Genomic DNA, 25,650 nt, shown 5'->3' with positions numbered 1-25,650 from the left:
CCCCGAGTAAAGAAAAGTCCTATGTTACTCGCGAGTCAATGACGTCACAGTCCACATGGGGCTTCCCCGAGGAGAGTCAGGATGACGCGTTCCGCCGACCACCACCCCGTGCACGTCGAGGGCCGGTACGCGGAGAACATGACGGCGGTGGTGGAAGCGTTCGCGGCGAGCGTCGCGGACCCCGCCGCCGGGGGCGCCGCGCTGTCGGTGTGGCACGGGGGCGAGGAGATCGTCGACGTCCGCGTCGGGGTCGCCGACCCGGGGACCGGGCGCCAGTGGGAGGCCGAGACCCGGGCCGTGCTCTTCTCCGCGACGAAGGGTCTCGCCGCGATCGCGGTCGCGCGACTCGCCGAGGAGGGTCTGCTCGACCCGGAGGCTCCCGTCGCGTCCGTATGGCCGGAGTTCGCCGCACACGGCAAGGGCCGGATCACCATCGCGGACGTGTTGGCCCACCGCGCCGGCCTGGTCGCTCCCGCCACCTCCATGACCCTCGACGACCTGGTGGACATATCGGGCTTCGCTGCCCGTCTCGCGGCGCAGCCACCGCTGTGGCCCGACGCCCGGGCGCACCTCTACCACGCCCTCACCTGGGGCCCGTTGGTGAGTGAGATCGTCCGGCGCGCGACCGGCCAGGATGCGGCGGAGTTCTTCGCCCGCGAGATCGCTGCGCCCTTGGACGCCGCGGTCACCCTGCGGGCCGACGAACACGCCCTCGGCCTCGTGGCACCTACCACGATGGCACCCGAGACGGCGCTGCTGACCTCGCGGACCGTCCCGCAGATGGGCGAGCTGGCCGAGCGTATGCTGACCGCGGGCGGCGCCCTGCCGCTCACCCTGGTCGGAAACCGCACTGGCCTCAACGATCCCCGCGTTCTGGGCTCGGGGCTGCTGAGCGCCGCCGGCGTCGGTACCGCGTCGGGCCTCGCACGCATCTGGTCCTCCACGGTCCGGCCCACACGCGGCGTGCGGGTCCTGTCGGACGACGCGGTGCGCCAGCTCACCTCTCCGCGCAGCGAGGGCCCCGGCGCCACTGACACGGACACCACGGGACCGTTCCACCGGTGGGGCTCGGGCGTCCAGCTCGCCTCCGAAGCGCTGACCTGGCTCAGCCCCGACTCCTTCGGACACGACGGCGCCGGAGGCCAGGCAGGCTTCGCCGACCCCCGCTACGGCGTCGGTTTCGGGTACGTCACCAATCGCATGGCCCCTTCGTCCCTGGTCGGCCCGATCGTCGCAGCCCTCCGCGCGGCACTCGACGACGCCTAGACCGACCCCGACCTCCACGATCGGATTTTCATGGACTCGCTCCTGCTGTCCCGCCGCGACCTGGACTTCCTGCTCCACGACTGGCTGGACGTCACCGCCCTGACCGCGCGCGAACGCTACGCCGAGCACGACCGGGACACCATCGACGCGGTGCTCGACCTCAGCGCGGAGATCGCCACCCGGCACTTCGCCCCGCACAACAAGAAGAACGACGCCCAGGAACCGGTCTTCGACGGCGAGCGCGTGCACGTCATCCCGGAGGTCGGGCAGGCGCTGCGGGTCTTCGCCGACTCGGGGCTGGCCGGGGCGGCGATGGACCACGCGGTGGGCGGGCAGCAGCTGCCGCAGGTGGTCGCCCACGCCTGCATGGCCTGGTTCCAGGCCGCGAACGTGGGAACCGCCGCGTACCCGTTCCTCACCGTGGCCAACGCCAACCTGCTGCTGGCGCACGGCAGCCCGGAGCAGGTCGACACCTACGTGCGGCCCATGGTGGCGGGCCGCTTCTTCGGCACCATGTGCCTCTCCGAGCCGCAGGCGGGCTCCTCGCTGGCCGACGTCACCACCCGCGCGGTGCCGCAGCCGGACGGCACGTACCGGGTCACCGGCACCAAGATGTGGATCTCCGGCGGCGACCACGACCTGAGCGAGAACATCGTCCACCTGGTGCTCGCCAAGATCCCGGGCGGACCGGCGGGCGTGAAGGGCCTCTCGCTCTTCGTCGTCCCCAAGTACCTGGTGGCGCCGGACGGTTCGCCCGGCGAGCGCAACGACGTCGTCCTGGCGGGCCTCAACCACAAGATGGGCTACCGCGGCACCACCAACACGATGCTCAACTTCGGCGAGGGACGGCACACCCCCGGCGGCGCACCGGGCGCGGTCGGCTTCCTGGTCGGCGAGCCGCACCGCGGCCTGGCGTACATGTTCCACATGATGAACGAGGCCCGGATCGGCGTGGGCCTGGGCGCCGCCGCGCTCGGCTACACCGGCTACCTGCACGCCCTCGACTACGCCCGCACCCGCCCCCAGGGCCGCCCGCTCACCGGCAAGGACCCGGCCGCCGGGCAGGTGCCGATCATCGAGCACGCCGACGTCAGGCGGATGCTGCTGGCCCAGAAGAGCTACGTCGAGGGCGGCCTCGCGCTGAGCCTGTACTGCAGCCGCCTGCTGGACGAGGAGCGCACCGCCGGGGGCGAGGCCGGACGCGCGCGGGCCCGGCTGCTGCTGGACGTGCTGACCCCGATCGCCAAGAGCTGGCCCTCGCAGTGGTGCCTGGCCGCCAACGACCTCGCCATCCAGGTCCACGGCGGCTACGGCTACACCCGCGAGTACGACGTCGAGCAGTTCTACCGCGACAACCGGCTCAACCCGATCCACGAGGGCACCCACGGCATCCAGGGCCTCGACCTGCTCGGCCGCAAGGTCGTCATGGGCGGGGGCGCGGGCCTGCGGCTGCTGCTGGAGACCATCGGCGCCACCGTCGAGCGCGCCACGGCCGCCGGTGGCGAAGCCGGCACGCTGGCCGCCCGACTGGCCGCGGCCGCCACCCGGGTCGAGCGCACCACCGCCGCGCTGTGGGCGGGCGGCGACCCGGACACCGCACTGGCCAACGCCTCCGTCTACCTGGAGGCGGTCGGGCACGTGGTGCTGGCCTGGATCTGGCTGGAGCAGTTCCTCGCCCTGCCCGACGCCGGGGACGGCTTCCACCAGGGCAAGCGCCAGGCCGCCCGCTACTTCTTCCGCGTCGAACTCCCCCGCACCGGCCCGCAGTTCGACCTCCTGGACGCCCTGGACCGGACGGCCGCCGACACCCGCCCCGACTGGTTCTGACCACCCGCGCACCGCACCGGACCCGACGGCCCGGTGCGGTACGGGCCACCCCCTCAGCGGCCGTCGAGCTCCGCGCGGCGGCGCTCGCGCAGGACGAAGCGCTGGACCTTCCCGCTCGGGGTCTTCGGCAGTTGGTCGGTGAAGTGGACCGCGCGCGGGTAGGCGTGCGCGGCGAAGCGGGTCTTGACCAGGCGCTGCAGTTCGGCGGTGAGCCGCTCGTCACCGACCGCGTCCGGCCGCAGGACGACGAAGGCTTCGAGCACCTCCCCGCGCAGCGCGTCGGGCACCCCGATGACCGCGGCGTCGACCACCTGCTCGTGCTGGAGCAGCACGCTCTCCACGTCGAAGGGGCCGATGCGGTAGCCGGCCATGATGACGATGTCGTCGTCCCGGGCCGAGAAGAAGAAGCGGCCGTCCTCGTCGCGGGCTCCGGCGTCGCCGGTGAGGTACCAAGTGCCGTCGGCGGTGAAGCGTTCGGCGGTCTTCGCGGGTGCGCCGTCGTAGCCGTGGAACCATATCAGCGGACTGTCGGCCACCTTGATCGCGACGCGGCCGGAGGTCCCGACCGGGGCCGGCTCGTCGCGGACGTCGTGCAGGATCTCGGCGGTCCAGCCGGGCAGCGGCCGACCCATCGAGCCCGGTCGGAGCGGGGCCCGAACGCCGTCGGCCCAGCCGTTGGCGATGACCATGCCGTGCTCGGTCTGTCCGTAGTGGTCCCGCACGGGGATGCCGAACGCCTGCTCGGCCCAGTCGATCACCTCGGGCGTCAGCGGCTCGCCGGCCGAGGACGCGGCGCGCAGGCGCAGGCCCTCCGGCAGCGGCGCCTCGGCGGCGCGCAGGCTGCGGTAGACGGTGGGCGCGGCAGCGAAGTTGGTGACGCCGAACGCACGCATGACCTGCCAGGTCAGCGCCGGTGAGAAACCGGCGTGCAGCAGCAGGCTGCGACGGCCCGCCGCGAGCGGGCCGAGGACCGCGTAGTACAGGCCGTAGGCCCAGCCGGGGTCGGCGGCGTTCCAGAACACGTCGTCGGGCCGGACGTCCAGACCGAACTCCAGGTAGGCCTGGAACGAGGCCAGCGCCCTGAGCGGGACGGGCACGCTCTTGGGCGTCCCCGTGGTGCCGGAGGTGAAGAGCCGCACCAGCGGCGCGTCGCCGCCCCCGGCGAACGGGCGGCCCTCCGGCTCGTCCCCGCGGTGCGCGTCGAGCAGGCGGGCGAAGGAAAGTTCGCCCTCGCCGGGTTCGCCGCCCGCCACGATGACCTGCCAGGGGGCATCGGCGGGCAGGTCGGGGCCGGGCGCGAGCTTGCCGCGCTGGTCGGCGTCGACGACGACGGCCTTCGCCGCGCTGCCGTTCAGCCGCAGGGCGACGGCCGGCGGCGCGAAGGCGGTGAACAGCGGCACGTGGACGGCCCCGCGGCGCCAGATGCCCAGCAGCGCCACCACCAGGTCGGCCGACTTGCCCATCAGGACGGCGACCGCGTCCCCGGGGGCGATGCCGAGGCCGGCCAGGGCCGCGGCGAACCGGGCGGAGTCGCGGCGCAGTTCGCCGTAGGTGAGGTCGCGGGCGGAGAGGTCCGCCTCGACGACGGTGAAGGCCACGGCGTCGGCGGGGTGCCGGTCGCACAGCAGCTCCGCGGCGCACGCGCCGGGCGAGTCGAAGCGGGAGAGCAGCTCCCGGACCCGCTCCGCCGCCGTGGCCGGGACTGCGGTTTCCCCTGGTGCTACGGCGGGTTGACCGGTGCTGTGCATGATCGTTCCTTCCCGGCGCGGTCGGCCGACTCTTTGCTGCGGCGTTACGGCGGCCTATGCTCCGGGTCACCAAGGGCCTCCCACTACCCCCGGAAGGGGGCAACACCCGTGCTTCCCGTTCCGGCCCCCTCGATGCGTCCCGACGACAGCGACGCCTTCCGCCAGGCCCTGCGGACGGCCCGGGAGGGATCCGGCGCCCCCGTCGTGTTCGGCGGCCCGGTGCAGAACGGGGTCCTGCACCTGACGCAGCACATCGGGCTGCGGACGGCGGGGCTGCGCGGCCTGTCCGTCCCGGCGGGCACGGGCCTGGGCGGCCACGTGGTGGTGGCCCGCCGGCCCGTCGCCGTGGCCGACTACGGGGCGGCCGACTCCATCACCCACGACTACGACACCCCCGTGCTCGCCGAGCGTCTGTGCTCGGTGGTCGCGGTCCCCGTCGTGGTCGCCGGGTCGGTGCGCGGGGTGCTGTACGGCGCGGTGCGCGAGCGGACCCCGCTCGGCGAGCGCGCCGCCGGGGCGGTGGTCCGCGCCTCGCGGCAACTGGCCCGGGAGCTCGCCCTGCGGGACGAGGTCGACCATCGGCTACGGCTGCAGCGGGCCCTGGAAACCGGCTCGGGACCTGCCCCGGGCCGGGGCCGCGACGAGGAGGTCCGCGCCCTGCACGCAGAACTGCGCCTGATCGCCCAGGCCGTGGGCGACGACGCGCTGCGCGGCCGGGTGCTGGACGCCGCCCGGCGCCTGGCCGGTCTCGACGCGCCGAGGGCGGCGGAGTCGAATCCGCACCCGCCCCTGGCTCCGCGGGAGGTCGACGTACTGGCTCAGGTCGCCCTGGGGTGCAGCAACGCCGAAACGGCCGCCCGATTGTCCCTGAGTCCGGAGACCGTCAAGGCATACCTGCGCAGCGCCATGCGCAAGCTCGACGCGCGCACGCGGTTCGAAGCGGTGGTTACAGCGCGCCGTCAGGGCATGCTGCCCTGACGAACGCCGTCCCTCGAAGGGCCCCCTCGGCCCGCGGATCGAGGCGGCGTGCACGAAGGTTCATCGCGGCGCCCTTCCGTCCAGGGCTGCTCCCTGCATGTCCCAGCATCCCCCGCCGCAGCACGTGACCAGGCAAGCGGACATCCGCTCGACCCAATCCCGACACGCACCTTGACTTGAAGTAAAGCTCCCCCTAATTTAACCCGGCAGTAACAACGTTCTGTGGTCGCGCGACACGAACAACCCACCCCCACCATCGTTGGAGCCCACCCATGCACCGACGCATCTCCCGCCTGCTCGCCGCAGCCCTCCCCGTGCTGGCCACGGTCGGCATGCTCGCCTCGCCCGCCGGCGCCGCAACCCCCACCTACGACTCGACCACCCACTACGTGGCGATGGGCGACTCCTACTCTGCCGGCCTCGGGGCCGCGAACCCCACTCTCCCGTGCGGCCAGAGCACGCAGGGTTACCCCACCCTGTGGGCCCAGGACCACGGCATCGCCTCGTTCACCGACGTCACCTGCAGCGGCGCCGTGAGCGACGACGTGCTGACCAAGCAGCTGCCCGCGCTGAACGCGCAGACCGACGTCGTCACCATCACCATCGGGGGCAACGACGTCGGCTTGGGGCAGCAGGTGTCGACCTGCCTGAGCGGCGGCGACCAGGTCTGCAGTCAGACGGTCCAGCAGTTCAAGGCCGACCTGCCGACCTACCTGGCCAAGATCGACCAGACCTATGCCGCGATCCGCCAGGCCGCGCCCAACGCGAAGGTCTACGTGCTCGGCTACCCGCACCTGTTCGAGCCGAGCCCCATCTGCTGGGACCTCGCCCCCAGCCTGGCCGCCCGCATCACGCTCAACGACGGCAACGACGCCCTGAACAACGGCCTCGCCCAGCACGCGACCCAGGCCGGCTTCACCTTCGTCGACGTGCGCCAGGCATTCTCCGGCCGCAGCGACTGCTCCTTCCTCCCCTCCTGGATCAACCCCACCCTCAACCTGCTCGCCCCGCTGCACCCCACCGCCGACGGCTACAAGTACGGTTACTTCGCCACGCTCAAGTCGGTCACCGGCTGATCCGTATCCGGCGCCCGCGGGCCCGGCCGATCGCCGGCGCGAACGGGACCGCAGTTTCGACTGAGCGCCGGACCGCGCTCCGCACACGAGCGGATTCACGACAGGAAACGGGCAGAAGCTGCGCTTCACCCCGAGCAGGCACACGCGCGTTCGTACAATGATCCGGTGTCCGCGCAATCAGCAACCAGCCTCAGCGGCCGCCGCTTCGAGGAGGACCACCTCCTCGACGCGGCGCTCCGCATCTTCCATGCCGAGGGGTACACCTCCGCGCAGATCGCGGACATCGCACAGCAGGCCGGGACGACCAAACCCACTCTCTATGCCCGGCTCGGCAACAAGGAGCAGATCTACCTCCGCGTCGTCCAGCGCGAGGCGGAGGCGTTCCGGAAGTCGGTCGCCGACGCCTACAAGAAGGGCGACCGCCTGCCCCTACCCGCGCTGGCCGAAGTCGGCATGGAGCCGCTCTTCCGCTTCGCGGCCGAACGGGCCGAGGGATTCGGCCTGCTCTTTCGGGGCGACAAAACCGGCGACCGCACCGCGGCCCTGCGCAGGGAGGTCGTCGCCGACGTGACCGAGCAGCTCACCGCACTCATCAAGCGCCGACAGGACGTCTTCGGGCCCGACTTCGGACCCCAGGTCTCCCTCCTCGCCGCCGCTTGCGTCGGAGTGGCCCGCCAAGTCTGCGAACACGCCATCGACAGCGGCACCGACCTCGGGGTCGCCCAGCACCTCGCGGCCCGCTTCGTCGAGAACGCATTCCGCAACCTCCACTCCGCCGCCTGACCGCACCCGGCACAGACTGCCGGAGCACCACCGCCGACCCGGGTCGCGCCGCTCGCTTGCCGCCCGTCCGGCCGCGAAGCGCTACCAGGGTCCTCGCCACCCGATTGAATGAATCGTTTCAAGCATTACTGCTCGGCTGATCCCGGACAGGGCGGTGCCCCGCTGGTCGACCTTCCCCACGGCGAAGCCCCCTCCACTTCGCCCACATCGGTTGACGCCGAAGAACCAAGGACGGACAACCGTCCTCCGCTGAACCGTGTACGGGCCCGGTCCCGCGTTCGAGGAGGGCCCCACGCCCCGAGCAGAGAAGAGCGCCCCGCCATGAGCAGACCCCACTCCGCACGACGCAGGGCACGCAGCTCCCGCCGCCTCCCGCTCCGCACCGCGCTGACCGTCCTGCTCCTGGTCCCCGGGGTATCGCTCATCGGCGTGACAGCGGTCGGCGCCCTGCAGCCCCTGCGGCAGATCAACCAGGCCCGCGACATCCAGAAACTCTCGCAGGACGTCGGCCCGACGGCCTTCCTGATCTTCTACGACCTGGAGAAGGAGCGACGGCTCACCGCCGAGGCGTTCGGCCCGTCGCAGGCCGCGCGGGCGGCGCTCGTCCAACAACGCAGCCAGACCGACCGGGACACGGCCGCCCTCCGACGGTTCGCCTCGAGCGACACCGGCGAACTGCCGGGTCTCGACGCCGCCATCGACTCCCTCGTGCAGGAGATGGAGCAGCTGCCGAAGGAACGGACCGCCATCGACTCGGGGTCCAGCGGTCCCGACCGGGCGTTCGACTACTACAGCCACCTCATCGGCAGCAGCCTGCGCACGCTCACCCCGTTCGGGCAGAGCACCGACGGCAACGCCGTCACCCCGTTCGAGACGCTCATCGACATCGTGGGTGTGTTCGACGCCATCAACCGTGAGGACGCCCTGATCACCGGCGGTCGGATCTCGGGAAAACTGGAAGGCCGCAACCGTCTCCAGGTGGTGCAGGCAATCGGTGTACAGCGGTACCTGCTGGAATCACGGGTCGTCCCCCGTCTGACGACAGCCCAGGCCGCCCAGTACGGAGCGCTGACCGGTGGCGACGCCTGGAAGACGAAGGCGGCTACGGAGGAGTGGCTGACCGGCGCAGCGACGACACCCGACGGTGCGGTCACCATGAAACCGGACCAGACGCAGTGGCGGGCGGCGATGGACACTGTCCAGCAGCAGATGCTCCTCCTCATGGTCGACGGCCGACGCGCCGTGCAGGACATCGGCAACACGGACGTCCACCAGACGGTCTCACGGCTCGTCACCGTCTACGCGCTCACCGCCGCCGCCGTCGCACTGGTCATCACCGTCACCTGGCGCCTCACCCTCCTGCTGCGCCGCCGCATCCACGCTCTCCAGGCACAGGCGCAGCGACTCCGGGAACGCCTGCCCGATGTAGTGGCACGACTCTCCCGGGGCGAAGACGTCGAGGTGGACCGCGAGGTACCCGAACTCCCCACCCCCTCCGACGAACTCGGCGAACTGGGCCGCACCTTGAACCTGGCCAGCCGCAGCGCGGTCGCGACGGCCGTCCGCCAGGCCGAGCAGCACCGCGGCTTCGAACGGCTGCTGCAGCGCCTCGCGCGGCGGACCCAGCTGCTCATCGGACTCCAGTTGAAGAAACTGGACGAACTCGAACGTCGGCACGAGGACCCCGAGGTGCTGGAGGGGCTCTTCGAACTGGACCACCTCACGGCCCGGCTGCGCCGCTACGAGGAGAACCTGGTCATCCTCGCGGGCGGTCAGCCGCAGCGCCGTTGGCGCAAGCCGGTGCCGCTGCTGGACGTGCTGCGCGCCGCGCAGAGCGAGGTGCAGGACTACCGGCGCATCACCATGGAGGTCGAAGGCTCTCCGTGGATATCGGCGCGGGCGATCGGCACCCTGACACACGTCCTGGCCGAATTGATGGAGAACGCCGCGGCCTTCTCGAAGCCCCCGGCCCCGGTGTCGGTCAGGGCCGGTGCGGCGGGCCGCGGCGCCATCGTGGAGGTCGAGGACCGCGGCCTGGGCATGGAGGCCGAACAGTACGCGGCGGCCAACGCCCTGATGCAGGATCCGCCGGCGCTGGACGTGATGGACCGGGCCGACGACGTGCGCCTGGGCCTGTACGCGGTGGCCCGGCTGGCCGCTGCTCTCGGGCTCGCGGTCGAACTCCAGCCGTCGGTCTTCGGCGGTACCCGGGCCGTCGTGTTCATCCCCGAGGCTCTCGTCGTCGAACACCACCAACCCTTCGATCCCTCGCAACCGGTGCGGGGGGTGCACACGCCCGACCTCCGGCACTCCCTGGTGCGTGTGCTCGGCACCTCGGCCGGGCTGCCGTCGCGCGGTCCCGGGCAGGCAGCGGCTGACGCCGGGGACAGGCTCGACCCGGTGGTGGCGGCCCTGCCCGTCGTACGTCCGGACGGCCCGGGCCAGGGCCCGCTGCCCCGGCGGGTGCCGCAGGAGAGCCTGGCCCCCGAGCTCAGAACAGCCCCTGGGCAGTCGCACCTTCCCGGGCGCGGGGCCGGGTTCCTCCCGGGCACCATCCGACCGGAGCGCTCGGCGGCCGTCATCAGTGCCTTCCGACGGCAGTCCCGCGGCCCGCGGCCCGAGATCCGCCCGGAAGGACCGGTTCCGACTCCTTCCCTCCCCTCCCGCACCTCCCAGACGGAAGACGAACGATGACTCAGCACAACGCCGCCGCGCACCACGACCTGGACTGGCTGCTCGACGGGATGGTGCGGCAGGTGGCCGGGGTCGGGCACGCGGTCCTGCTCTCCGACGACGGTCTGGTGATGGGGAGTTCGACGACGCTGGGCCGGGCCGACGCCGAGCGGCTGGCCGCGATCGCCACCGGCCAGCAGAGCCTGGCCCGCGGGATCGGCGAGATCTTCGACGGGGGCCCGGTCCAGCAGGTCATGGTCGAGTTGGCCGATCTGTGGCTCTTCCTCACCTCTGCCGGCCGCGGGACCCACCTGGCCGTCATCGCCTCCCAGGAGGTCGACGCCGAGCTGATCGCCGTCGCCATGCACACCCTGGTCAGGCAGGTCGGCCAGAAGCTGGGCACCGAGGCACGCCGGCCGGAAGCAGCCGGTCGACCGGGAAGACCCGAATGACCCACTGGTCGCAGGAGGCGGAGGAGGACGGGCTGGACACGCCCTTCGTCCGTCCCTACACCGTCACCGGCGGCCGCGCCGCCCCCGGTTCGGACGCCATGGAGTTGATCACTCTGATCAGTGCCCTACCGGCACCGGAGGCGAGCTCTCGGTACGGGTTGCAGCCGGAGCACCACGCGATCCTGGAGCTGTGCCGACGGCCGCTGGCCGTCGTGGAGATCGCCGCGCGGCTCGATCTCCCGGTCTCGGTCACGAAGATCCTGATCGGCGACCTGGTCGACGCGGGTCGGGCGCACGCCCGTACCCCCGTGGCTTCCGTTGCGGGCGGCCTCCCCGATGTGGCAGTCCTGAGAGCCGTGAGAGATGGCCTCCGCAGGCTCTGACCTGGCGCCGTTCGGCCAGCAGGTGGTGGGGACGGTGCCGGCAGGGGGTTCGGCCCCGGCAAGGCGGCACCTGTGGGGACGGTCACTGAGATCCCCTGCTGCGGACCGGGGCAGCCCTCCTCAGGGCCGGTACGAGTGAGGACGACATGGCTGGTTGACGCGGGACAACTCAGTGCACGGGCGCTCGAGGTCAGTTGCTTCCACGGTATCCGCGAGCGAGGTACGGAGGAGGTACGTTCCGTGCTCGTCCAGGAGCCCGGCCTCCCGGTCCTCTTCCGTGACGCCCACGACCGGCCGGAGGTCCGTGACGTGATTGGCCTTGACCGACCACCTGGTGGAAGGTCGGCTCACGGCATCCCGACCGTGAGCCGACCGGACTCGTCCCGACGTCGCTCTCAGGACGTCGGGCGCGGGTCGATGTGGACCTTCGGGCCCGGCCCGGCGCCGTCCGGGCGCTCCCCGGCGAGGACCGCGCCCGCCCGCTCCAGCGGCACCGTGGCGGCCACGAGCGGCCGGGGGTCGACCCGTCCCTGCGCGTAAGCCCGGACGGTGTCCGCGATTCCGGGCGAGGCCGACAGCACGCCGACTGCGGTGACGTCCTTGAGGGCGAGGGTGCGGGTGTCGATCCGGCTGGGTTCGCCGGCCAGTCCGACGTAGACCAGGCGGCCGCCCGGCTCGACCAGGTCGAGGGCCCGGGCGGGGAGGTGGGCCGCGTTGGAGGCGTCGATCACCGCGTCGAAGGGCAGGTCGGGCAGGGTGTCCTCGTACCAGGTGTGCGCGAAGCCGAGGTCGCGGGCGAACGCGAGGGAGCTGTCGGTGCGGCCCATCAGGTGGACGTCCGCGCCGTCGGCCCGGGCGAACATGGCGGCGAGCAGGCCGATGGTGCCCGGGCCGAGGATCAGGACCCGGTCGTCGGGGGCGAGTTCGGCGGCCCGTACGGCGCGCAGGGCGTTGCCCCCGGGTTCGACCAGGGCGCCGAGGGCGGCGTCGACGGTGTCGGGCAGGACGTGCAGGGAGGAGGCGGGGACGGCGAGTTGCTCGGCGAGGGCCCCGGGGCGGCCGCCGCGCACGCCGACCTCCTGGCGCTGCTCGCACACGTGCTGGTGGCCGCGGCGGCAGCGGCGGCAGGTGCCGTCGCCGAGCATCGTGTCGCCCATCACCCGGCGGCCGGTCCAGGCCGGGTCGACGCCTTCGCCGACGGCGGTCACCTGCCCGGACCACTCGTGGCCCAGCCGGATCGGGTAGGAGGAGTGCCCTTCGTGGAGGTAGGCCATCTCGCCGGTGTAGAACTCGACGTCGGTGCCGCAGACGCCGACGCGCTCGACGTCGACGACCACCTCGCCGGGTGCCGCGACGGGGGCGGGGACCTCCTGTACCGCGCCCTCGAAGGGGCCGGTCAGGACGTAGGCACGTATGGTGCGGCGGTTCATCGCGGCCCGATGACGTGCTGGCGCTGGCTGCCGAGGTGCCGGATGCCGAGTTCCATGACGTCCCCGGCTCGGAGCCAGACCGGCGGGGTGAAGCCCATGCCGACGCCCGGCGGGGTGCCGGTGTTGATCAGGTCGCCCGGTTCCAGGACGAGGAACTGGCTGAGGTGGTGGACGATGAAGTACGGGTCGAAGATCATCGTCTTGGTGTTGCCGTTCTGGCGGCGCACCCCGTTGACGTCCAGCCACATGTCGAGGTCGCGGACGTCCGCGATCTCGTCGGCGGTGGCCAGCCACGGGCCCGCCGGGTTGAAGGTCTCCGCGGACTTGCCCTTGGCCCACTGCCCGCCGCGCTCCATCTGGAAGGCGCGCTCGCTGACGTCGTTGACGACCAGGTAGCCGGCGATGGCGTCGCGCGCCTCCTCCACGGAGTCGAGGTAGCTGGTGCGGCGCCCGATGACGATGCCCAGTTCGACCTCCCAGTCGGGCTTGGTGGAGCCGCGCGGGATCCGCACGTCGTCGTTCGGGCCGACGAGGGTGTTCGGCGACTTGGTGAACAGGATCGGTTCGGCGGGCACGGCTTGGCCGGTCTCGGCCGCGTGGTCGCTGTAGTTCAGCCCGATGCAGAGGATCTGGTGGGGGCGGGCGATCGGTGCGCCGACCCGCTCGCCCGCGAAGGGCACCGTCTGCCCGGCCGCGGCGCGTTCGGCGACCAGGGGTCGGATCCGGTCGAGTCCGCCGGAGCCGAAGAACTCCTCGTCGAAGTCGGTGACGGCGTCCGAGAGGTCGACGTAGGTGGCGTCGTTGATCCGGGCCACGGGCTTCTCGGCGCCCGGGGCGCCGATGCGCATGAGGTACACGGTGTGTGCTCCCGAAGAAGGGGGTGGAGGAGGAGGGGTCAGCGGGCGGGCGGCGCCCAGGGGGCGACCGGCAGGCCCGGCACGTCGACAGGCACGGTGAACAGGCGGCCCGACTGCGGGTGGGCGCGCAGCCGCTCGTCGTCGAGTTCGGCCGTCGCGGTGGTGATCACCAGGGTGCGCAGGTCGGGTCCGGCGAAGGCGACGCTGGAGGTGTGCGGCGCGGGAACGGCGATCCGGTCGGTGAGGGTGCCGTCGGGTGTGTACCGGCACACCGTGCCCGTGCCCCACACGGCCACCCACAGGTGGTCGGCGGCGTCGGTGGCGATGCCGTCCGGGTAGCAGCCCTCGGCCAGCTGGAGGTGGGTGCGGCGGGGGCCGACCGCGCCGCTGTCGGGGTCGTAGTCGCGGACGTGGACGGTGCGGCGGAGGGTGTCGACGCTGTACATGCGGTGGCCGTCCGCCGACCAGGCCAGCCCGTTGGACAGGGAGAGGTCGGCGTCCAGGGTGGTGACGCTCCCGTCGGCCTCCCAGCGGACCAGGGCCTCGCGCGTCGACGGGCCGCCCAGCGACAGGGTGCCGACCAGGAAGCGGCCGGCCGGGTCGGTGCCGCCGTCGTTGAGGCGGCGCGGCTCGCCGGCCGGGATGACGCGGGGGCCGGGCGTGCGGGTGCCGTCGGGGTGGAGGACGACGAGGCCGTGGTGGGCGGCCACCAGGAGGGTGCCGTCCGCGGCCGCCGTCACCGCGCTGACCGTGCCCTCGAAGCGGTGTTCGGCGGTGGCGGTGATCCGCTCCTCGTGGAGGGTGCCCTCGAAGAGGACGCCGTCCAGGATGTCGACCCAGAGCAGGCGTTCGCGGGTGGCGTCCCACCGGGGCCCTTCGGCGAGGCGGTGGATCGTGGCGGTGGCCGGGGAGGCTGCTCTCACGTCCGCGGCCCTCCGAGTGGGCCGAGCGCGGCGCGGATCTCGTCGACGGCGTCGACCAGCACGTCCAGCGTGGTCCGGTAGGTCAGCGCGCTGACGCTCACGGCTCCGCTGGGCGTGGTGGGCGAGCCGCCGTGGACGGGCAGGGCGACGCAGTTGATGCCCTTCTCGCTCTCCTGGTCGTCCACGGCGTAGCCGCGCGCCCGGATCTCCTCGAACGCGCGGTGCAGTTCCTCGGCCGTGCACAGGCTGTTGGGGGTGCGGCGCACGAGCGGCCGCTCGCGGATCCACTGCCGGACGGCGTCGAGGGTGGGCAGTTGGTGCGCCAGCAGCAGCTTGCCGACGCCGGTGACGTGGGCCGGGTTGCGGCCGCCCACGGTGGAGGTGAGGCGGACCGCGCCGCTGGGTGGGTCGACCTTGGCTCGGTAGACCACTTCGTGGCCGGCGAGGACCGCGTAGTGGGCGGTCTCGCCGAACCGGGTGGCGAGCGCCTCCAGTACGGGTTGGATCCGGACGTGTTCGGGCCGGGCCTCGTGGTGGGCGAAGGCCATCCGGAGGAACTCGTCGCCGAGTAGGTAGTGGCCGCGGGCGTCCTGGTCGGCGAGTCCGGCGCGGCGCAGTGCGCCGAGTGCCCGGTGGACGGTGGGCTTGGGGCTGCCGATGACGCGGGTCAGTTCTTCCAGGCCCGCGCCGTCGGGGTGGCGGGCGAGTTCCTTCAGGACGGCGAGGACCCGGTCGGAGCCGACGAGGCGGTTCGCGTCGTCACCTTCGGCCTCCCGGTCATCGGTCGCGTCCGCCCCGCGGAGTTTCTGTGTGTGGTTCATTGCGTTCCAAATATTAGACCGCCGTACCACTTGCCGGAAGAGCTATCCGCCGAGAACCTTGACCTGAAGTAAAGGGCGTCCTACTTTACTCGCAGTCAACCTCCTTTGCCGCGGCCGCCCCCACGCGGCCCGTCGGCTCCCCCACCCAATGGAGGATCCATGCGCAAGCAACTCGTCCGCTTGTTCGCCCCGCTCACCCTTCTGGCCGCAGTCGGTGTGTCCGCTGCACCCGCCGACGCGGTGACCCCCGCCTACAACTCCGCCACCAAGTACGTGGCGATGGGCGACTCCTTCTCCGCCGGCGTCGGTGCGCCGTTCGGCGACCCGACCTGCGGCCGCAGCCCGCTGGGCTACCCCACCCTGTGGGCGCAGGACCACGGCATCACCTCGTTCACCGACGTGAGCTGCGGCGGCGCCGTGACCGAGGACGTGCTGGCCAACCAGGTCTCGGCGCTGAGCGCGGACACCAACGTGGTCACCATCACCATCGGCGGGAACGACACCGCCTGGGGCGAGAAGGTCCTGACCTGCATGAACTCCGGGGACGCGGCCTGCACGGCCGCGGTCGACCAGGCCGTGGCCGACATGGCCCCCCTCGCGGCCAAACTCGACGCCACCTACACGGCGATCCGCCAGGCGGCGCCGAACGCCACCGTCTACGTGCTCGGCTACCCGCTGCTGTTCGAGGAGACCAGCAGCTGCAGCGTCTGGATCGCCCCCAACCAGTTCCAGCGCAAGGAGCTCAACCGCTTCGCCAAGGCGCTCGACCAGACGATCGCGGGCCGCGCGGCGAACGCGGGCTTCACGTTCGTCGACGCCCAGCCGACCTTCGCCGGGCACGCGGTCTGCTCCAGCCAGGCGTGGCTCTACCCGATCGCGAACCTCACCCCCCTCCACCCGACCCCGGACGGCTACCGGTACGGCTACTTCGCCGCGCTGAAGTCCGCCACCGGCTGATCCGGCAGCCGCGGTCCGGGGCACGCACCTCCCCGCGATGCCCCGGACCGCGGCACGACCGAGCAGGACCGCTCCACCGATGAGCGGCCGGACACCTGACGTCCGGCCGCTCGTCCGCGTCACGGCGCGCCGCGCCGTCCGACGGACAGACACCCCACCGACCATCGAAATGAGCGCCGTGCAGCAACTCCGCAGTGCGCAGTGGTACGCGGGCCAGGACCGCAACGCCTACATCCACCGGGCCTGGATGCGCCGGGGCGTCCCCGACGACGCCTTCCGGGGCCGCCCGCAGATCGCCGTCGCCAACACCGCCTCCGACCTGACGCCGTGCAACGCGCACCTGCGCGAAGTGGCCTCAGCTGTCCGCGACGGCGTGCTGGAAGCGGGCGGCGTCCCCCTGGAACTGCCCGTCGTGTCGCTGGGCGAGACGCAGCTGCGGCCCACGGCCATGCTCTGGCGCAACATGGCCGCGATGGCGACGGAGGAGATGCTCCGGGCGAACCCGATCGACGGCGTCGTGCTGCTGGGCGGCTGCGACAAGACGATCCCCTCGCTGCTGATGGCCGCCGCCTCGGTCGACCTGCCCGCCGTCGTGGTGCCCGGCGGCCCAATGCTGACCGGAACCTTCCGGGGCAAGCCGCTGGGCTGCGGCACCGACGTGTGGCGGCTGTCCGAGGAGGTGCGGGCCGGAACGCTCTCCGCCGAGGAGTTCACCCGCTCCGAATCGGCGATGATCCGCAGCCGCGGGCACTGCAACACGATGGGCACCGCCTCCACCATGGCCCTGGTCGCCGAGGCGCTGGGCACCGTCCTCCCCGGCGTGGCGGGCACCCCCGCCCCCGACAGCCGCCTCCTGGAGGCGGCGCACCGCACGGGCCGGCTGGCCGTGGAGATGGTCGGGGCCGACCGCCGCCCCAGCACCTTCCTGACGAAGGCGTCCTTCCACAACGCGATCGTCGCGCTGGCGGCGATCGGCGGCTCCACCAACGCCGTCGTGCACCTGCTCGCCATCGCCGGCCGCCTCGGCGTCGACCTCACGCTCGACGACTTCGACCGGATCGGCTCCCACGTCCCCGTCCTGGCGGACCTCCAGCCCGCCGGACGCTTCCTGATGGACGACCTGCACCGCGCGGGCGGCCTGCCCGCCGTGCTGCGCGAGGTCCGCGACCTGCTCGACCCCGAAGCCCTGACCGTCACCGGCGCGCCGCTGGTCACCCACCTCGACGACGACGCCGTCTGGGACCGGGAGGTCATCCGCCCCCGGTCCGAACCGCTGATCGCGGAAGGGGGCATCGCCGTACTCCGGGGCAACCTCGCCCCGGCCGGCGCCCTCATCAAGCCCGCCGCCGCCTCACCGCACCTGCTCAGGCACCGGGGGCCGGCCGTGGTCTTCGACTCGATCGAGGACTTCCACGCCCGCATCGACGACCCCGACCTCGACGTGGACGCCGACTCGGTGCTGGTGCTGCGCGGCTGCGGCCCCAAGGGCTACCCGGGCATGCCCGAGGTGTCGAACATGCCGTTGCCCAAGAAGCTCCTCGCCCTGGGCGTGCGCGACATGGTCCGGGTCTGCGACGGTCGGATGAGCGGCACCGCGTACGGCACCGTGATCCTGCACGTGGCCCCGGAGGCCGCGGCCGGCGGCCCGCTCGCGCTCGTCCGCACCGGCGACACCGTCGTCCTCGACGTCGAAGCCCGCCGACTCGACCTCGACGTCCCGGCGGACGAACTCGCCCGCCGCAGGCCGAACGAGGCCACCCTCGCCGGGTTCGCCGCCCCCCGGCGCGGCTGGGAGCGGCTCTACGTCGACCACGTGCAGCAGGCCGACACCGGCGCCGACCTGGACTTCCTGATCGGCTCCAGCGGCTCGGAGGTGAGCCGTGAGTCCCACTGACCGGCCCGCCGCCTACCGGGACGCCTCCCCGGCGCTGCTGGAGGTCCTGGAACTGGCCGCGCCGGGCGGGGTGGCCGCCCGCGCCTCCGACCGGCTCTCCTTCGCCCACGACGCCTCCCCCTACCTGCTGGTCCCCGAGGCCGTGGTCACCCCGCGGGATGCCGGACAGGTCGGCGCGCTGCTCCGGGCGGGCGTCGCCCACGGCCTGTCGCTGACCTTCCGCTCCGGCGGCACCAGCCTGTCCGGGCAGGCGACCAACGACGGGATCCTGGTCGACACCCGCCGCCACTTCCGGGACGTCGAGGTCCTCGACGAGGGCGCCCGGGTGCGCGTCCAACCCGGCGCCACCGTGCGCGCCGTCAACACCCGGCTCGCCCGGTACGGCCGCCGACTCGGACCGGACCCGGCCAGCGAGAGCGCCTGCACCATCGGCGGCGTCGTCGCCAACAACTCCAGCGGCATGGCCTGCGGCACCGAACGCAACGCCTACCGCACCCTCGAATCGGCCGTCCTCGTCCTGCCGAGCGGCACCGTCGTGGACACCGGCGCCCCCGACGCCGACGAGCGGCTGCGCACCCTCGAACCCGACGTCCACGCCGGGCTGGCGCGCCTGCGCGACCGGGTGCGCCGCGACCCCGCCTCGGTCGCGACCGTCCGCCGCCTGTACGCCCTGAAGAACACCATGGGCTACGGCGTCAACTCCTTCCTCGACCACACCCGTCCGGTCGACGTCCTCGCCCACCTAGTGGTCGGCAGCGAGGGCACCCTCGCCTTCGTCGCCGAGGCCACCTTCCATACCGTCCCGGTGCACCCGCACGCGGCCACCGCCCTGCTGCTCCTGCCCGACCTCGCGGCGGCCACCGGGGCGCTGCCCGACCTGGTGGCCGCCGGTTTCGCCACCGTCGAACTCCTGGACGCGACCAGCCTCCGGGTCGCCCAGCGCGACCCCGGGGCCACCGGGGTCCTGCGGGCGCTGGAGGTCCGCGGCCACGCGGCCCTGCTGGTGGAGCACCAGGAAGCCACCGAGGAGGACCTCGCCCAGCGGGTCGCCGCCTCGGCGGACGTACTCGCCGCGCTCCCGCTGACCGCTCCCGACGGCCTGAGCACCGACCCGGTCGAGCGGGCCGCTCTCTGGCACATCCGCAAGGGCCTGTACGCGGCGGTCGCCGGCGCCCGTCCCCCCGGCACCAGCGCCCTGCTGGAGGACGTCGCCGTCCCCGTCGAGCGACTGCTGCCCACCTGCACCGACCTCACCGCCCTGTTCGCACGGCACGGCTACACCGACAGCGTGGTCTTCGGCCACGCCAAGGACGGCAACCTCCACTTCCTGCTGAACGAGGACTTCGACGCACCTGAGGGCGTCCGCCGCTACCTGGCGTTCACCGAGGACATGGTCGACCTGGTCCTCGCCAACGGCGGCACGTTGAAAGCCGAGCACGGCACCGGCCGCGTCATGGCGCCGTACGTGCGCCGCCAGTACGGCGCCGAGCTCCACGAGGTCATGCGTGAGACCAAGCGGCTCCTCGACCCGCACGGCGTCCTCAACCCCGGCATCCTCCTCAGCGAGGACACCGTCCACGTCCGCCACCTGAAGTCCACGCCCCAGGTGGAGGAGGAGGTGGACCGCTGCGTCGAGTGCGGCTACTGCGAACCGGTCTGCCCCAGCAAGGACCTCACCACCACCCCGCGCCGCCGCATCGTGCTGCGCCGCGAGATCGCCCGGGCCCGGGCCGACGGCGACACCCGGCTGCTCGGCCTGCTGGAGGACGAGTACCGGTACGACGCGGTCGACACCTGCGCCGTGGACGGCATGTGCGCGACCGCCTGCCCCGTGCTGATCGACACCGGCGACCTCACCCGCCGCCTGCGCGCGGAGGGCCGCGGCAAGGGCGAGCAGCGGCTGTGGGCCTCCGCCGCCCGGCACTGGGACGGCTTCACCCGGGCGGCCGGAAGCGCCCTCACCCTCGCCCGGACCCTACCGGCACCGCTGTCGACCGGTGCCACGGCGACGGGGCGCGGCTTGTTCGGCGCGGAGACCGTCCCCGCCTGGTCTCCCGAACTGCCGGGCGGCGGCGACCGCCGCCGGCCGCGGCGGGCGCAGTCACCGCGGGCCGTCTACTTCCCGGCCTGCGTCTCCACGGTGTTCGGCCCCGCCGCGGAGGACGGCGGTCCGGACGTGCGCGAGGCGTTCCTCGCCCTGTGCGAGCGAGCGGGGGTGGAGGTCCGGGTGCCGGACGGCATCGCTTCCCTGTGCTGCGGGACACCGTGGAAGTCCAAGGGACTGGGTGACGGGTACGAGGTCATGCGCCGACGCGTCTCGCGGGCGCTGGGCGGGGCGACCGGGAGCGGCACCACGACCGTGGTGGTGGACGCCGCTTCCTGCACCGAGGGCCTCGACCGCCTGCTCGGGTCCACCGACGGGGACTTCGAGGTGGTGGACGCCGTCGCTTTCGTCGACTCCGCCGTGCTGCCCCGCCTGACCGTCACCCGCCGCCTGCCCTCGCTCGTCGTGCACCCCACCTGCTCCAGCACCCAGCTCGGTCTCGATGCCGCCCTGCTGCGGGTGGCCCGGGCCGCCGCCGAGGACGTCATCGTGCCGAACGACTGGGGCTGCTGCGCGTTCGCGGGCGACCGCGGGCTGCTCCACCCGGAGCTGACCGCCTCCGCCACCGCCGCCGAGGCGGCCGCCGTCGCCCGGGCACCGGAAGCGGCCGCGTACGCCTCCGTCAACCGCACCTGCGAGCTGGGCCTAACCCGCGCCACCGGCCGTCCCTACCGGCACCTGCTGCAGGTCCTGGAAGAGGCGAGCCGCCCGCTCCCCGCTGAGAACCCCCGATGAACCCCCCGACGAACAGGAGAGACATGACCACCAGGACCGCCCTCGTGACCGGTGGAGCGCGCGGACTCGGCGCGGCCGCCGCCGCCCGGCTGCGCGCCGACGGGCTGCGGGTCACCACCCTCGACCTCCAGGACGCGGACCTCTGCGCCGACGTGACCGACCCACAGGCGCTGCGCCGCGTCGCCGAGGAGGTCGGCCCGGTGGACGTACTGGTCAACTCGGCCGGGATCGTCGGGCCGAACAGGGCGCTGCTGGAGACCGACCCGCAGGAGTGGCAGCAGGTCTTCGACGTGAACGTCCTGGGGACCGTCAACACAATCCAGGCGTTCGTGCCGGGCATGCGGGAGCGGGGCTGGGGCCGCGTGGTCAACTTCGCCAGCATGGCTGGCAAGGACGGCAACCCGAACCTGTCGGTCTACTCCGCCACCAAGGCGGCGGTGATCGCGCTGACCAAGTCCCTGGGCAAGGAACTGGCCACCAGCGGCGTGCTGGTCAACGTGATCGCACCGGCCGTCATCGCGACCCCGATGAACGACAGCACCGCCCCCGACGTCCTCGCGCACATCACCGGCCTCATCCCGATGCGGCGGGTCGGCCGCCCGGAGGAGGTCGCCGAACTGGTCGCCTTCCTCGCCTCCGACCGGGTCAGCTTCTCCACCGGAGCCGTCTACGACATCAGCGGCGGGCGGGCCACCTACTGACGACATCCCGTGCTACTCCTGTCGGCCGAGCCAGTGCTGCAGCTCCAGCGCAAGCCCGATCTGCAGCCCCCGGCCGGGGCGGGGCCGGGGCAGTAGCGCGTCGGCGCGGGCGATCCGGTTGAGGACCGTGTTTCGGTGGGTGTACAGGCGGCGGGCGGCGCGGCTGGCGTTGCAGTCCTCCTGGAGGTAGACGCGCAGCGTCCGGGCCAGCTCAGGGGGTGCCTCGGCCAGTTCGCCGAGCGTGACGGCGACGAACTCCCTCGCCTGGCCCTCTTCGTGCCCGGCCATCGCGACGACCTGGACGTCCTCGTAGGCGGTCAGGTGCGGCGGCCGATGCATCCGGAAGGCCAGCCGCTGGGCGGTCAGGGCCTGCTGGTGGCTCAGCCGGAAGCCGGCGGCACCGGTGCCCGGCAGCCCGGCAGCCGCCCGAACGCCGGTACCCGTGGCAACGAGGGCCTCGTCCAGGGCTTCGGTGTCCACCTCCCCCTGGACCGCGATCCAGGCCCACAGCACCGAGATCCCCGCCGCCACGGTCAGGGGCCGCCGCGCTCCGGCCGCCTCGGCGATCGTGTCGGCTGCGGACTCCAGCTCGCCCTGCTCCACCGTTCCGGGCGCGTGCCACAGCACCAGCGCCAGGTGGCGCCCGCGCAGGTCGTAGCCGAGGCGGGCGCTGGCCCGGTCCTCCGGGATCGGCGCGCCTTCGAGCAGGAGGTTGACGGTCTCCATCCGCCGGGCCGGCATGCCGCCGACGAGCTGGTCGCGCTCGTGCTCGACGTGCCGCTGAACGCCGGTCAGGGTGCGGTCCACGAACCGGGACATGGAGCGGGCCGCCAGGTCCAGGGCTGCGGCCAGTACCTCGGGCGGCCCCGGCTCGGCGAGCGCGGCGCTCATCCAGTACCGCCACAGCAGGTTGTGGCCGCGCCAGTAGCCCTGGACCAGGTACCGCTCGTCCACGCCGCGCCGGACCATGTCGCGCGCCACGTCGAGGATCTGCGCCGTCAGGTCGGCGGGAACGGGATGGCCCGGGCGTAGGCGGTTGGCGTGCACCCAGCGCTCGACGGTGTCGCGGTTGCTCGCCGCAATCTCTTGAATCATGACCGGGTCGACCGGCACCTCAGGCGTATCCGGGGCCAGCTGCCGACCGATCTCGGCGAGCAGCTCGTCCAGCGTGCCCTGCATGCGCTCCGCAGTCGCCCGGATGTGCGCCGCCACCTCGGGCGCAGGGCCCTCCACTGCCTGCTTCATGGCGCCACCCTAGCCCGAACGGTGCCGGGCACAGTGCACACCTGATTGCCGCCTAACTGTGCAGCTGCCCATGGTCCATGGGTGGATCGTCCCCCTAGGTTGGGCTCACCGACAGACTCCACGCCCCCGCCGCAGGAAGAGACAGGTACGTGCAGCGCTCCGTCTACACCGAGGACCACGAGAACTTCCGGGAGATGATCCGGGACTTCATCGCCCGCGAGGTCGTGCCCCACTACGGCGCCTGGGAGGCCGCCGGCCACGCGCCGCGCGAGTTCTACCACAAGCTCGGCGACCTGGGCGTCTTCGGGATCGAGGTCCCCGAGGAGTACGGCGGCTCGGGTGCGGGCGGCTTCAAGTACCAGGCGGTGATCGTCGAGGAGCTGATGCGCGTCGGCGTCTCCTTCGGCGGCTCCAGCGTGCACACCGGACTGGTGCTGCCCTACCTGCTCAAGTTCGCCAGCGACGAGCAGAAGAAGCGCTGGCTGCCCGACTTCGTTTCCGGGCGGATGATGACCGCGATCGCCATGACCGAGCCTGGCACCGGCTCCGACCTGGCCGGCATACGCACCACCGCGAAGCTCTCCGCCGACGGCAGCCACTACGTCCTCAACGGCTCCAAGACCTTCATCACCGGCGGCGTCCTCGCCGACCTGATGCTGGTGGTCTGCCGCACCTCCCCCGCGTCCGCGGACAACCGCCGCACCGGCCTGTCCATCCTGTGCGTGGACACCAAGTCCGAGGGCTACGCGATCGGCCGCAAGCTGGAGAAGATCGGCCTGCGCAGCTCCGACACCGCCGAACTCTCCTTCACCGACGTCAAGGTGCCGGTCGAGAACCTGCTAGGCGAGGAGGGCAACGCGTTCGCCTACCTCACCCACAACCTCGTCCCCGAGCGCCTCGGCATCGCGGTGTCCGCAGTGGCCGCCGCCACGGCCGCGATCGACTTCGCCCTCGCCTACACCCGTGACCGCAAGGTCTTCGGGCGGCCGGTCGCGGACTTCCAGAACACCAAGTTCGTCCTCGCCGAGTGCGCCGCCGAGATCGCCGCCGCCCAGGCGTTCTCCGACCGTGCACTGGACCTCATCGAGCAGGACGCGCTCACCCCCGCCGACGCCGCCGCCGCCAAGCTCTTCTGCACCGAGACCGCCTCCCGGGTCATCGACAAGTGCCTCCAACTGCACGGCGGTTACGGCTACATGCTGGAGTACCCGATCGCCCGGCTCTACGCGGACAACCGGGTCTTTCGCATCTACGGCGGCACCAGCGAGGTCATGAAGACCGTCATCGCCAAGTCCATGGGCCTGTGACCGCGCCCGGCCGCCCCGCCCGCCGCACGAGGAGCCGACCGTCCGTGAAGAAGTTCGCCGCCCCCGCCGACCTGGCAGCCGCCGTCGGCGCCGAGATCGGCCACAGCGACTGGCTGACCGTCGACCAGCAGCGCATCGACCGGTTCGCCGACTCCACCGGCGACCACCAGTGGATCCACACCGACACCGAACGCGCGGCGGCCGGCCCGTTCGGAGCGACGATCGCGCACGGCTACCTGACGCTGTCGCTGCTGCCGGTCCTCGTCGATCAGGTCTACCGCGTCGAGGGCGTCCGGATGGCCGTCAACTACGGCCTGAACAAGGTCCGTTTCATCCACCCGGTCCGGGTCGGCTCGAAACTGCGCGCCCGCGTCACCGTCCTGGCCGCCGAGGAGGTGACCGGGGGCTGGCAGATCACTTCCCGGATCACCCTCGAACTCAACGGCATGGACAAGCCCGCCTGCGTCGCCGAGGCCGTCGCCCGCCTCTACCCCTGATCCTCCCTCTCCCTCTGCGAGGAAAGCACGTGAACGAGAACCCCTAGCGCGTCGCCGTCGTCACCGGCGCCGCCCGCGGCATCGGCGCCGCCACCGCCCTGCGCCTGTCCCGCGACGGCTTCGCCGTCGCGGTCTGCGACCTGACCGAGGACTCCTGCGCCGACACCGTCGCCGCCGTCGAGAAGGACGGCGGCCGGGCCCTGGCCGTCGGCGTCGACGTCCGCGACGCCGAACAGGTCGCCACCGCCGTCGCCCGGATCGCCGAGCACCTCGGCGCACCGGTCGCTCTGGTCAACAACGCCGGGATCACCCGCGACAACCTGCTGTTCAAACTGACAGAGGACGACTGGGACTCTGTCATCGCCGTACACCTGCGCGGCGCGTTCCTGATGAGCCGCGCGGTGCAGCAGCACATGACCGCGGCCGGCTGGGGACGGATCGTCAACCTGTCCTCCACCTCCGCCCTCGGTAACCGCGGCCAGGCCAACTACTCCGCCGCCAAGGCCGGCCTGCAGGGCTTCACCAAGACCCTGGCCATCGAGCTCGGCAAGTTCGGCGTCACCGCCAACGCGGTCGCCCCCGGCTTCATCGCCACCGACATGACCGCCGCCACCGCCGCCCGGATCGGCATGACCTTCGAGCAGTTCCAGGACTTCGCCGCCGAACACATCGCGGTGCGCCGCGTCGGCCGCCCCGAGGACATCGCCGGCGCCGTCTCCTTCCTGCTGAGCGACGACGCCGGCTTCGTCTCCGGCCAAGTCCTCTACGTCGCGGGCGGACCGCAGGGCTGAGCCTCTGCGCGTTGGACAGCTTGCACGGGCCACGCCTTCGCCGCGTTCTCACTGCCAAGGTGGCAGATATGCCGTCGCCTCCCGGAATACGGACACGACCCGGACCTTGCCGCGTACTGTCTGTTCGGCGGGCGGTATCGGACGCCTCTTCGAGCCAAACCGGCGCTGTGAAGCAGACAGCGATGCTGTCCCACATGCACGT

The 25,650-nt window shown here is 72.5% G+C and carries 21 protein-coding genes; 15 read left to right on the top strand and 6 right to left on the bottom strand.

Going from position 1 to position 25,650, the window contains the following annotated elements; genetic code table 11:
* Nucleotides 1-81 precede the first annotated feature (81 nt).
* A complete protein-coding gene (locus OU787_RS26125) occupies nucleotides 82-1,266 on the top strand; it encodes a serine hydrolase domain-containing protein (protein WP_268660758.1) in 1,185 nt (394 codons plus the stop codon).
* A gap of 30 nt (nucleotides 1,267-1,296) precedes the next feature.
* Nucleotides 1,297-3,093, top strand: coding sequence for an acyl-CoA dehydrogenase (locus tag OU787_RS26120; protein WP_268660757.1), 1,797 nt, complete (start codon nucleotides 1,297-1,299; stop codon nucleotides 3,091-3,093).
* 53 nt (nucleotides 3,094-3,146) lie between these two features.
* Here the strand turns inward: OU787_RS26120 and OU787_RS26115 are convergent, their stop codons facing one another.
* Nucleotides 3,147-4,841, bottom strand: a complete 1,695-nt coding sequence (locus OU787_RS26115) for an AMP-binding protein (protein WP_268660756.1) — start codon at nucleotides 4,839-4,841, stop codon at nucleotides 3,147-3,149.
* A 108-nt stretch (nucleotides 4,842-4,949) separates the two neighbouring features.
* Between OU787_RS26115 and OU787_RS26110 the strand changes: the two genes are divergently transcribed.
* From OU787_RS26110 to OU787_RS26085, 6 genes are all read left to right on the top strand, one after another.
* The gene (locus OU787_RS26110) at nucleotides 4,950-5,819 is read left to right on the top strand and encodes a helix-turn-helix transcriptional regulator (protein WP_268660755.1); all 870 of its coding nucleotides are present in this window, start codon (nucleotides 4,950-4,952) and stop codon (nucleotides 5,817-5,819) included.
* Between the two features lie 272 nt (nucleotides 5,820-6,091).
* Nucleotides 6,092-6,895: an SGNH/GDSL hydrolase family protein gene (locus OU787_RS26105; RefSeq protein ID WP_268660754.1), complete on the top strand. Its 804-nt coding sequence runs from the start codon at nucleotides 6,092-6,094 to the stop codon at nucleotides 6,893-6,895.
* Nucleotides 6,896-7,060: 165 nt separating this feature from the next.
* Nucleotides 7,061-7,678, top strand: a complete 618-nt coding sequence (locus OU787_RS26100; protein WP_268660753.1) for a TetR/AcrR family transcriptional regulator — start codon at nucleotides 7,061-7,063, stop codon at nucleotides 7,676-7,678.
* A 108-nt stretch (nucleotides 7,679-7,786) separates the two neighbouring features.
* The gene (locus OU787_RS26095; RefSeq protein WP_268660752.1) at nucleotides 7,787-10,372 is read left to right on the top strand and encodes a sensor histidine kinase; all 2,586 of its coding nucleotides are present in this window, start codon (nucleotides 7,787-7,789) and stop codon (nucleotides 10,370-10,372) included.
* Nucleotides 10,369-10,803, top strand: coding sequence for a roadblock/LC7 domain-containing protein (locus OU787_RS26090; protein ID WP_268660751.1), 435 nt, complete (start codon nucleotides 10,369-10,371; stop codon nucleotides 10,801-10,803). Before OU787_RS26095 ends, OU787_RS26090 begins: the two co-directional genes overlap by 4 nt.
* Nucleotides 10,800-11,186, top strand: a complete 387-nt coding sequence (locus OU787_RS26085) for a DUF742 domain-containing protein (protein WP_268660750.1) — start codon at nucleotides 10,800-10,802, stop codon at nucleotides 11,184-11,186. The genes OU787_RS26090 and OU787_RS26085 overlap by 4 nt, the downstream gene beginning before the upstream one ends.
* A 395-nt stretch (nucleotides 11,187-11,581) precedes the next feature.
* Here the strand turns inward: OU787_RS26085 and OU787_RS26080 are convergent, their stop codons facing one another.
* The 4 genes from OU787_RS26080 to OU787_RS26065 are packed head-to-tail and all read right to left on the bottom strand — an operon-like array spanning nucleotide 11,582 to nucleotide 15,217.
* Nucleotides 11,582-12,616: a zinc-dependent alcohol dehydrogenase gene (locus tag OU787_RS26080; RefSeq protein WP_268660749.1), complete on the bottom strand. Its 1,035-nt coding sequence runs from the start codon at nucleotides 12,614-12,616 to the stop codon at nucleotides 11,582-11,584.
* Entirely contained in the window at nucleotides 12,613-13,473 is an 861-nt protein-coding gene (locus tag OU787_RS26075) for a fumarylacetoacetate hydrolase family protein (RefSeq protein ID WP_268660748.1), read from the bottom strand. The genes OU787_RS26080 and OU787_RS26075 overlap by 4 nt, the downstream gene beginning before the upstream one ends.
* A 38-nt stretch (nucleotides 13,474-13,511) precedes the next feature.
* Nucleotides 13,512-14,396: an SMP-30/gluconolactonase/LRE family protein gene (locus OU787_RS26070; RefSeq protein WP_268660747.1), complete on the bottom strand. Its 885-nt coding sequence runs from the start codon at nucleotides 14,394-14,396 to the stop codon at nucleotides 13,512-13,514.
* Nucleotides 14,393-15,217 carry an IclR family transcriptional regulator gene (locus tag OU787_RS26065; RefSeq protein ID WP_268660746.1) on the bottom strand — a complete coding sequence of 275 codons (825 nt, stop codon included), beginning with the start codon at nucleotides 15,215-15,217 and terminating at the stop codon, nucleotides 14,393-14,395. The genes OU787_RS26070 and OU787_RS26065 overlap by 4 nt, the downstream gene beginning before the upstream one ends.
* A 159-nt stretch (nucleotides 15,218-15,376) precedes the next feature.
* On the opposite strand from OU787_RS26065, the gene OU787_RS26060 reads away from it, so the two are divergent.
* The 4 genes from OU787_RS26060 (at nucleotide 15,377) to OU787_RS26045 (ending at nucleotide 21,608) form a co-directional block, all read left to right on the top strand.
* Nucleotides 15,377-16,174 (top strand): SGNH/GDSL hydrolase family protein, encoded by a 798-nt coding sequence (locus OU787_RS26060; RefSeq protein ID WP_268660745.1) that lies wholly within the window; start codon nucleotides 15,377-15,379, stop codon nucleotides 16,172-16,174.
* A 169-nt stretch (nucleotides 16,175-16,343) separates the two neighbouring features.
* Entirely contained in the window at nucleotides 16,344-18,068 is a 1,725-nt protein-coding gene (locus tag OU787_RS26055; protein WP_268660744.1) for an IlvD/Edd family dehydratase, read from the top strand.
* Nucleotides 18,055-20,907 carry an FAD-binding and (Fe-S)-binding domain-containing protein gene (locus tag OU787_RS26050; RefSeq protein WP_268660743.1) on the top strand — a complete coding sequence of 951 codons (2,853 nt, stop codon included), beginning with the start codon at nucleotides 18,055-18,057 and terminating at the stop codon, nucleotides 20,905-20,907. Before OU787_RS26055 ends, OU787_RS26050 begins: the two co-directional genes overlap by 14 nt.
* Nucleotides 20,908-20,930: 23 nt before the next feature.
* Complete coding sequence (locus OU787_RS26045) at nucleotides 20,931-21,608, top strand: SDR family NAD(P)-dependent oxidoreductase (protein ID WP_268660742.1); 678 nt, start codon at nucleotides 20,931-20,933, stop codon at nucleotides 21,606-21,608.
* A gap of 12 nt (nucleotides 21,609-21,620) precedes the next feature.
* On the opposite strand, the gene OU787_RS26040 is transcribed toward OU787_RS26045, so the two are convergent.
* Entirely contained in the window at nucleotides 21,621-22,853 is a 1,233-nt protein-coding gene (locus OU787_RS26040; RefSeq protein ID WP_268660741.1) for a PucR family transcriptional regulator, read from the bottom strand.
* A 149-nt stretch (nucleotides 22,854-23,002) separates the two neighbouring features.
* Between OU787_RS26040 and OU787_RS26035 the strand changes: the two genes are divergently transcribed.
* From OU787_RS26035 to OU787_RS26025, 3 genes are all read left to right on the top strand, one after another.
* Nucleotides 23,003-24,160: an acyl-CoA dehydrogenase family protein gene (locus tag OU787_RS26035; protein WP_268660740.1), complete on the top strand. Its 1,158-nt coding sequence runs from the start codon at nucleotides 23,003-23,005 to the stop codon at nucleotides 24,158-24,160.
* A gap of 44 nt (nucleotides 24,161-24,204) precedes the next feature.
* Complete coding sequence (locus OU787_RS26030) at nucleotides 24,205-24,657, top strand: MaoC family dehydratase (protein WP_268660739.1); 453 nt, start codon at nucleotides 24,205-24,207, stop codon at nucleotides 24,655-24,657.
* A gap of 80 nt (nucleotides 24,658-24,737) precedes the next feature.
* Nucleotides 24,738-25,448, top strand: coding sequence for an SDR family oxidoreductase (locus OU787_RS26025; RefSeq protein ID WP_268661928.1), 711 nt, complete (start codon nucleotides 24,738-24,740; stop codon nucleotides 25,446-25,448).
* Nucleotides 25,449-25,650 lie beyond the last annotated feature (202 nt).

It is taken from the genome of Kitasatospora sp. YST-16, assembly GCF_026802215.1.
GTDB lineage: Bacteria > Actinomycetota > Actinomycetes > Streptomycetales > Streptomycetaceae > Kitasatospora > Kitasatospora cineracea.
The sequence above is the reverse complement of the archived record's forward strand: the minus strand, read 5'-3'. Positions and strand labels throughout refer to the sequence as shown.

Excerpts from the sequence above, each read along its gene's own strand:
- OU787_RS26085 (WP_268660750.1), top strand. The coding sequence starts at position 10,800 with ATGACCCACTGGTCGCAGGAGGCGGAGGAGGACGGGCTGGACACGCCC.
- OU787_RS26095 (WP_268660752.1), top strand. The coding sequence starts at position 7,787 with ATGAATCGTTTCAAGCATTACTGCTCGGCTGATCCCGGACAGGGCGGT.
- OU787_RS26080 (WP_268660749.1), bottom strand. The coding sequence starts at position 12,616 with ATGAACCGCCGCACCATACGTGCCTACGTCCTGACCGGCCCCTTCGAG.
- OU787_RS26055 (WP_268660744.1), top strand. The coding sequence starts at position 16,344 with ATGAGCGCCGTGCAGCAACTCCGCAGTGCGCAGTGGTACGCGGGCCAG.
- OU787_RS26040 (WP_268660741.1), bottom strand. The coding sequence starts at position 22,853 with ATGAAGCAGGCAGTGGAGGGCCCTGCGCCCGAGGTGGCGGCGCACATC.
- OU787_RS26090 (WP_268660751.1), top strand. The coding sequence starts at position 10,369 with ATGACTCAGCACAACGCCGCCGCGCACCACGACCTGGACTGGCTGCTC.
- OU787_RS26120 (WP_268660757.1), top strand. The coding sequence starts at position 1,297 with ATGGACTCGCTCCTGCTGTCCCGCCGCGACCTGGACTTCCTGCTCCAC.
- OU787_RS26060 (WP_268660745.1), top strand. The coding sequence starts at position 15,377 with ATGCGCAAGCAACTCGTCCGCTTGTTCGCCCCGCTCACCCTTCTGGCC.
- OU787_RS26115 (WP_268660756.1), bottom strand. The coding sequence starts at position 4,841 with ATGCACAGCACCGGTCAACCCGCCGTAGCACCAGGGGAAACCGCAGTC.
- OU787_RS26045 (WP_268660742.1), top strand. The coding sequence starts at position 20,931 with ATGACCACCAGGACCGCCCTCGTGACCGGTGGAGCGCGCGGACTCGGC.
- OU787_RS26105 (WP_268660754.1), top strand. The coding sequence starts at position 6,092 with ATGCACCGACGCATCTCCCGCCTGCTCGCCGCAGCCCTCCCCGTGCTG.
- OU787_RS26125 (WP_268660758.1), top strand. The coding sequence starts at position 82 with ATGACGCGTTCCGCCGACCACCACCCCGTGCACGTCGAGGGCCGGTAC.
- OU787_RS26065 (WP_268660746.1), bottom strand. The coding sequence starts at position 15,217 with ATGAACCACACACAGAAACTCCGCGGGGCGGACGCGACCGATGACCGG.